We start from the raw sequence: 5,498 nt of genomic DNA, 5'->3' as shown, positions 1-5,498 counted from the left end.
ACTAAATTTAGCAATTTATATTCTGAGTATACTGATTTAACACAAGTTCATTTTAATGCGTAAGCCCTGGGCGGTTAAGTAATAAGTTACGACGTCACATTCAGCTCAATGTACAGGGAGTAAGATCTAATGTTGGCATCTATGGATAGTTACAAGTAAATATTTAGGGTACACCCTAGTGATAGTGGATGGCTCTCCGTAAAAAACACTCTCATATAAGTTGATTTATCATTTTTGATACCATAGAATCACTTAATCTAATACCTATTGAGATTAAAATGACGATGGAGCTTGTCGGCTATGCACGGGTTTCAACTACTGATCAGGATTTGACTCACCAGGTTGAAGTTTTAACCGCTGCGGGTTGTCGCAAAATTTTCTCGGAAAAAGTTAGCGGGACAAAGAAAGAAGGGCGCCAGGCATTTGATGAATGTCTCGACTATATGCGTGATGGCGATACCTTGGTGGTCACGCGCATCGATCGCTTATCAAGAAGCCTTCGTGACCTCCAGAATCTGGTGTATGACCTTGAGCAGAAAAATATCAAACTCAGGGCGACGGAACAGGCCATCGATACCGCGTCAGCATCCGGTAAAGCCTTTCTGGATATGCTGGGCGTTTTTGCTGAATTCGAAACCAATCTGCGACAGGAACGACAACGTGAAGGTATTGCCCAGGCAAAACAACAGGGAAAGTATAAAGGAAGAAAACCGACCGCTCGCGCAAAAACTGTTGAGGCCATCGAGCTGGTTCGGGCCGGTTTTACCCGCGATTCGGTGGCCAAGCAACTGAATATCGGCAAAGCGAGTGTCTACCGGATATTGAAAACCTACCGGCTTCAGAACCCCGATGATATTTTGCCTGGTGAGCGTTCAGCCAGAAAGATAGCGACGTTACTCATCGAGTTACGCGTTGAAAACAATACAAAATATGTCAGAGGTAAATCGAAAGTCAGGACTGATATCGAAAATGAATGGAACTGGAGCTTTGATATGGAAAAGCCCGACCCAAAAGGCAACAACTATATCCTGCGAGTCCCCTATGAAACCGAAAAAGAGCTGTATGAGCTGGTCGATGAACTAAACCGCGATGCCGCCTATGCAGCTGAGATGCGCTATTGTTATATCGAGTTGGACGTGGTGCATCAGGAAACAGGGAAAATCTGGAATTAACCCGCAGTGTTCTTCACGTACTGGCGCTAAAATTTGCACTATCAATGACTATGCTACTATTGGCCAATGAAAACGACACCCACACCACACGATGCGCTTTTTAAACAGTTTTTAACGCACCCAGAGACGGCTCGCGACTTTCTGGATATACACCTACCGCCAGCATTACGCCAGGCGTGCGACCTGAACACCCTTCGACTGGAGTCCAGCTCCTTTATCGAAGAAGACCTACGGGCTTACTACTCCGACGTACTGTATTCCCTTAAAACGGGGCAGGGTGACGGTTACATATACGCACTAATAGAGCACCAAAGTTCACCGGACAAGCATATGGGCTTTCGTATGATGCGGTATGCTATCGCCGCCATGCAGCGACACCTCGATGCCGGTAACGATAAGCTGCCCTTGGTTATTCCGATTTTATTCTATCATGGCCAGGTGACACCTTATCCTTACCCGATGAACTGGCTGCAAGAATTTAGTGAGCCGGAACTGGCGGGACAACTCTACGGCAATGATTTCCCATTGGTTGATGTGACCGTCATTTCTGATGACGAAATCATGACACACCGGCGCATGGCCATACTGGAACTGCTGCAAAAGCACGTTCGTCAGCGTGACCTTGCAGAGCTAATGGAACAACTGGTCACGTTGCTGCTTGGCGGTTACACTAATAATGAGCAGCTGACATCGCTGATGAATTACATGTTGCAGGTTGGCGACACCGCCGCACCGGAAACCTTTATTCGGGAGCTGGCGCGCCGCTCACCACAGCACGAGGAGGTATTGATGACGATTGCACAAAAACTCGAACAAAAAGGGATCGAAAAAGGCCGGTTAGAAGGTATCCAGCTAGGTGAAGCCAAAGGACGTCAGGAAGGTAAACTGGAAGTCGCACGCACTATGCTGGCGAACGGTATTGATCGCGATTCGGTAATGAAAATGACCGGTCTGACCGCTGACGACCTGGCACAAATCCGCCATTAATCATCCCAAATGACGGGCAGGGAAGACGTTGTTAAATAACATTGAACCGGATTCACCGGAAAACACCACTTCAGCGTTAAGCCACTTGGCCTTTTGTGCGTTAGTGGCGCTTGGCATAGCCCATCAGGATGGTATGGCGAGAACTCCCTACGCAGATAATCTGTTTCTTATCCGCTGGCTGGCCAACGCACAAAAGCAAAAGCGGTTTCCAAAAAGTGTCGCTATCGATATTACCTGGTTACTCGAACGAGGCCGTAAATACGCCGCAGCAGGTAAACTACGCCACCATCTGGAATATTTATGGCGTTCCTGTAGTGGCAATATGGCCGCCCAATCAGACCTGTTCCGACTCACCTACGCCACTGAGACACTGAAAGATCAAGGCTGGGACAATTATGTGATGGAGAGTCAAGAATGGAAGTCTGGGGCAATTCTGACACCCCGTCAGGATAATGGTTTCTACGTCGAAAAATCCGCACTTAATGCCGCCTTTACTACCGATGGCCGTCACCTGCACCCCGTCCCGTTTCGCATTATTGGTGACACAATGACCTTTATTCAGGTGATGGCGGAGTATTCTCTGCGCGCACGGGTTATCAATAGTGCATTGGAGCACCACACCGTCCTATTGGAGCCGGTCGCGCATTCATCCTTACCCAGTCTGTAAAAAGGGAAAACCAATGACAATGGTAGACTTTCGCCGTATGGCGGCAAAAATGGATCAGCATATGCAACAGCTGGACGTTCGTGGGATAAAAGAACCGCACCAGATTATCAACCTTATGATGGGCTATACCCCCGAACTCCACCAGATTTGGACCGGCACCACCGATAAAGAACTGATGGTACTCACGCAGGAATATCCGGGGTTTTACCGTTATGCACTGATAATGGAAACCGCATTTGAGCAGGAGAGCCAAAAAGCATCTCGGTCTTATGACGGTATGCCTGAGTTATCTGCGGCGAATAAGAAAGTCATGGAGAAAATACTGACTACGGCCGCCACGCTGGAACGGGGATATCTGGCGTATCAGGAAAATGCCCTTGCGGTATTTGATGGACAGATAGCCCAACTGGATTTGTCGTTCGATTCATGGCGAGTAAATGTGGAAAACTTCAATAAAACGCTGAATACCGATGAATACATTACCCCCATGCAAAGAGACTATATTCATGCCGGACTGACAAGGATTATCGATCGTTTGATGGATTTGCAGGCAAGTATGACAAATAACCGAGTCTAGGCACCTGATACATTTTGTGTCATGCCTTCAAATCAGAAAGTTGTATATGCATGAATCCTTCAGCCTGGCTTTGCTGAGTTGCAATAAAAGGTTTTGCTATATTTTTTAACATCTAATGCATTGTTAATTAATAACTTTAATCTTTCAGGTGGCACTTTTCGTGGAAATGTGCACGGAACCCTAATAACATGAAGAAGAAAAAACAAGGCACCAGAAGCCACCACCAAGCGATCAATATTGATGAGCTGGTTGATGAAATGCCTGAGGCAGTACTAAAAAAGCTACATGACCGCGTTGTTAACCGCCTTAATATGTTACAGCGGCAGCGGACAATGCAGAGCATGGCTGATTTTCGCCCCGGAGATGTGGTGCGTTTCCAGACTGACGAGCGTGAAATTTCCGGCGTGCTGATACGACTGAACAAAAAATCGGTCACAGTTCACACCGAGAATGGCAATCGCTGGAACGTCGCCCCGCAACTGCTGACATTGGTGAAGCGGCCACTGACCCTTGAGGCCCTGGACAGGGCACTATTGCAAATAGCTATTTAACATTTGCATTACACTACATCCAGTATGAAGCTATTATAATTTCATACCTTATATTGTGTTTGTACCTATAGTTTTTGACATAATTTCGCTGTTTGCAACAGTGCCGATTAGAGCGAGGCTCGGTGCAGCCACGGACTGGCTACCTTTATCGTCTCCCGGTGGCTGTCACCGTTAATGATATGCAGAGCGCTCAGACATCCGATATCATAATGCGGCAACTGCACCGTTGACAGCGGCGGCAGGAACAGGTCGCCGATCCCCACCATATTATCGTAACCCACCACAGCTACCTCTTGCGGAATGTGCAACCCCTGGGCCAGCAACGTCTGATAGACCATAAATGCGATACGGTCGTTGCCGCAAATAACCGAATCGAACAGCGGTTTACCCTGCCGAATATACGCCTGCACTGTCGCAGGAATATCACGGTAGTGCTCATCGCCGTACTGCATATAACAATGGTCGAGGTCGTCCGGGTTGAGCCCGGTCTCCCGGCAGGCGCGCTCTAGCCCCTGCCGGCGGCGAACAGTAGCCAGTTGGTTGGCGGGTAAATGAAGACAGAGTGGGCGCCGATAGCCTGCGGTAAGCAGTGTATGCACCGCCGTATACTGACCCTGTTCGGCACTGTTGCAAATAGCTATTTAACATTTGCATTACACTACATCTAGTATGAATCTATTATAATTTCATACCTTATATTGTGTTTGTACCTATAGTTTTCGACATAATTTCGCTGTTTGCAACAGTGCCCATGACCCCTAGCGATTTCAAATGGAAACATTTTGCACCCGAGATCATCCTGTGGTGCTTACGGTGGTACGGTTCAACCCCGATGAGTTATGCCAACGTCAGTGATATGCTCGCAGAGCGTGGGATTTCCGTTCATCGCTCTACCATTTACCGGTGGTTTATTGAATATGCACCCATACTTCGTCAGAAATTGAGACGATATCAATTTACGCATGCCGACTCATCATGGCAACTCGATGAAACCTATATCAAAGTCAACGGAAAATGGTTTTATCTCTATCGCGCCATCAATAAGCACGGCACCACATTAGATTTTTACTTTTCGGCTAAACGAAATAAAAATGCCGCCTATCAATTCCTTAAACGGGTGTTAAAACCTTATCCTGTTGAAAGACAGCCTAAAATACTCAATACCGATAAACATTCGTCATACGGTTACGCTATCACTCGTTTAATGAAAGAGGGAAAGCTACGGGATGATGCAAAGCAGCGGCAAGTCAAATACCTGAATAATCGTATTGAGTCTGACCATGCACCCATCAAAAAATTGGTGAAAGCGGCCGGGGGGTTCAAGCGGCCAAACCGAGCCTGGTCAACGCTTCAGGGATTTGAGACGATGCGACGACTGAATAAAGGTCAATTTGATATTTGGCTACGCCGTGACGAACCTGAATATCGAGTGCGGGAAAGATCCGCCTTTATGAATCGGCTCTTTAATATTGAGACGGTTTTAGCCTAATTATTCTCCCCATCAATGAGTAAAATCACCGCCTCTCATTATTTGCAACAAGCCC

The 5,498-nt window shown here is 47.1% G+C and carries 5 protein-coding genes and 2 pseudogenes; 6 read left to right on the top strand and 1 reads right to left on the bottom strand.

The genetic code is table 11. The features are described from left to right. Positions 1 to 284: 284 nt before the first annotated feature. From AEP37_RS27450 to AEP37_RS22205, 5 genes and pseudogenes are all read left to right on the top strand, one after another. A pseudogene (locus tag AEP37_RS27450) lies at positions 285 to 833 on the top strand (recombinase family protein); the annotation flags it as partial. Positions 834 to 1,238: 405 nt separating this feature from the next. Continuing rightward, complete coding sequence (locus AEP37_RS22220) at positions 1,239 to 2,159, top strand: Rpn family recombination-promoting nuclease/putative transposase (protein WP_049615365.1); 921 nt, start codon at positions 1,239 to 1,241, stop codon at positions 2,157 to 2,159. A 28-nt stretch (positions 2,160 to 2,187) separates the two neighbouring features. Continuing rightward, entirely contained in the window at positions 2,188 to 2,826 is a 639-nt protein-coding gene (locus AEP37_RS22215; RefSeq protein ID WP_072086391.1) for a DUF2913 family protein, read from the top strand. Positions 2,827 to 2,839: 13 nt separating this feature from the next. After that, positions 2,840 to 3,403, top strand: a complete 564-nt coding sequence (locus AEP37_RS27045) for a transposase (RefSeq protein WP_202905501.1) — start codon at positions 2,840 to 2,842, stop codon at positions 3,401 to 3,403. A 188-nt stretch (positions 3,404 to 3,591) separates the two neighbouring features. Continuing rightward, entirely contained in the window at positions 3,592 to 3,954 is a 363-nt protein-coding gene (locus AEP37_RS22205; protein WP_049615364.1) for a hypothetical protein, read from the top strand. Between the two features lie 107 nt (positions 3,955 to 4,061). On the opposite strand, the pseudogene AEP37_RS22200 reads toward AEP37_RS22205, so the two are convergent. Further along, positions 4,062 to 4,574 (bottom strand): annotated as a pseudogene (locus AEP37_RS22200) (substrate-binding domain-containing protein); the annotation flags it as partial. A 131-nt stretch (positions 4,575 to 4,705) separates the two neighbouring features. Here AEP37_RS22200 and AEP37_RS22195 point away from each other — a divergent pair. Further along, on the top strand, positions 4,706 to 5,443 hold the full coding sequence (locus tag AEP37_RS22195) for an IS6 family transposase (RefSeq protein WP_049615363.1): 738 nt from the start codon (positions 4,706 to 4,708) through the stop codon (positions 5,441 to 5,443). The last annotated feature ends 55 nt before the right edge of the window (positions 5,444 to 5,498 follow it).

Origin of the sequence: Yersinia pekkanenii (assembly GCF_001152565.1) — a bacterium.
In the GTDB taxonomy this organism is placed as follows: Bacteria; Pseudomonadota; Gammaproteobacteria; order Enterobacterales; family Enterobacteriaceae; genus Yersinia; species Yersinia pekkanenii.
This window is presented reverse-complemented; position numbering and strand designations above follow the sequence as displayed.

What these genes read in the sequence shown, in the direction of transcription:
- AEP37_RS22220 (WP_049615365.1), top strand. Translation starts at nt 1,239, where the DNA reads ATGAAAACGACACCCACACCACACGATGCGCTTTTTAAACAGTTTTTA.
- AEP37_RS27045 (WP_202905501.1), top strand. Translation starts at nt 2,840, where the DNA reads ATGACAATGGTAGACTTTCGCCGTATGGCGGCAAAAATGGATCAGCAT.
- AEP37_RS22205 (WP_049615364.1), top strand. Translation starts at nt 3,592, where the DNA reads ATGAAGAAGAAAAAACAAGGCACCAGAAGCCACCACCAAGCGATCAAT.
- AEP37_RS22195 (WP_049615363.1), top strand. Translation starts at nt 4,706, where the DNA reads ATGACCCCTAGCGATTTCAAATGGAAACATTTTGCACCCGAGATCATC.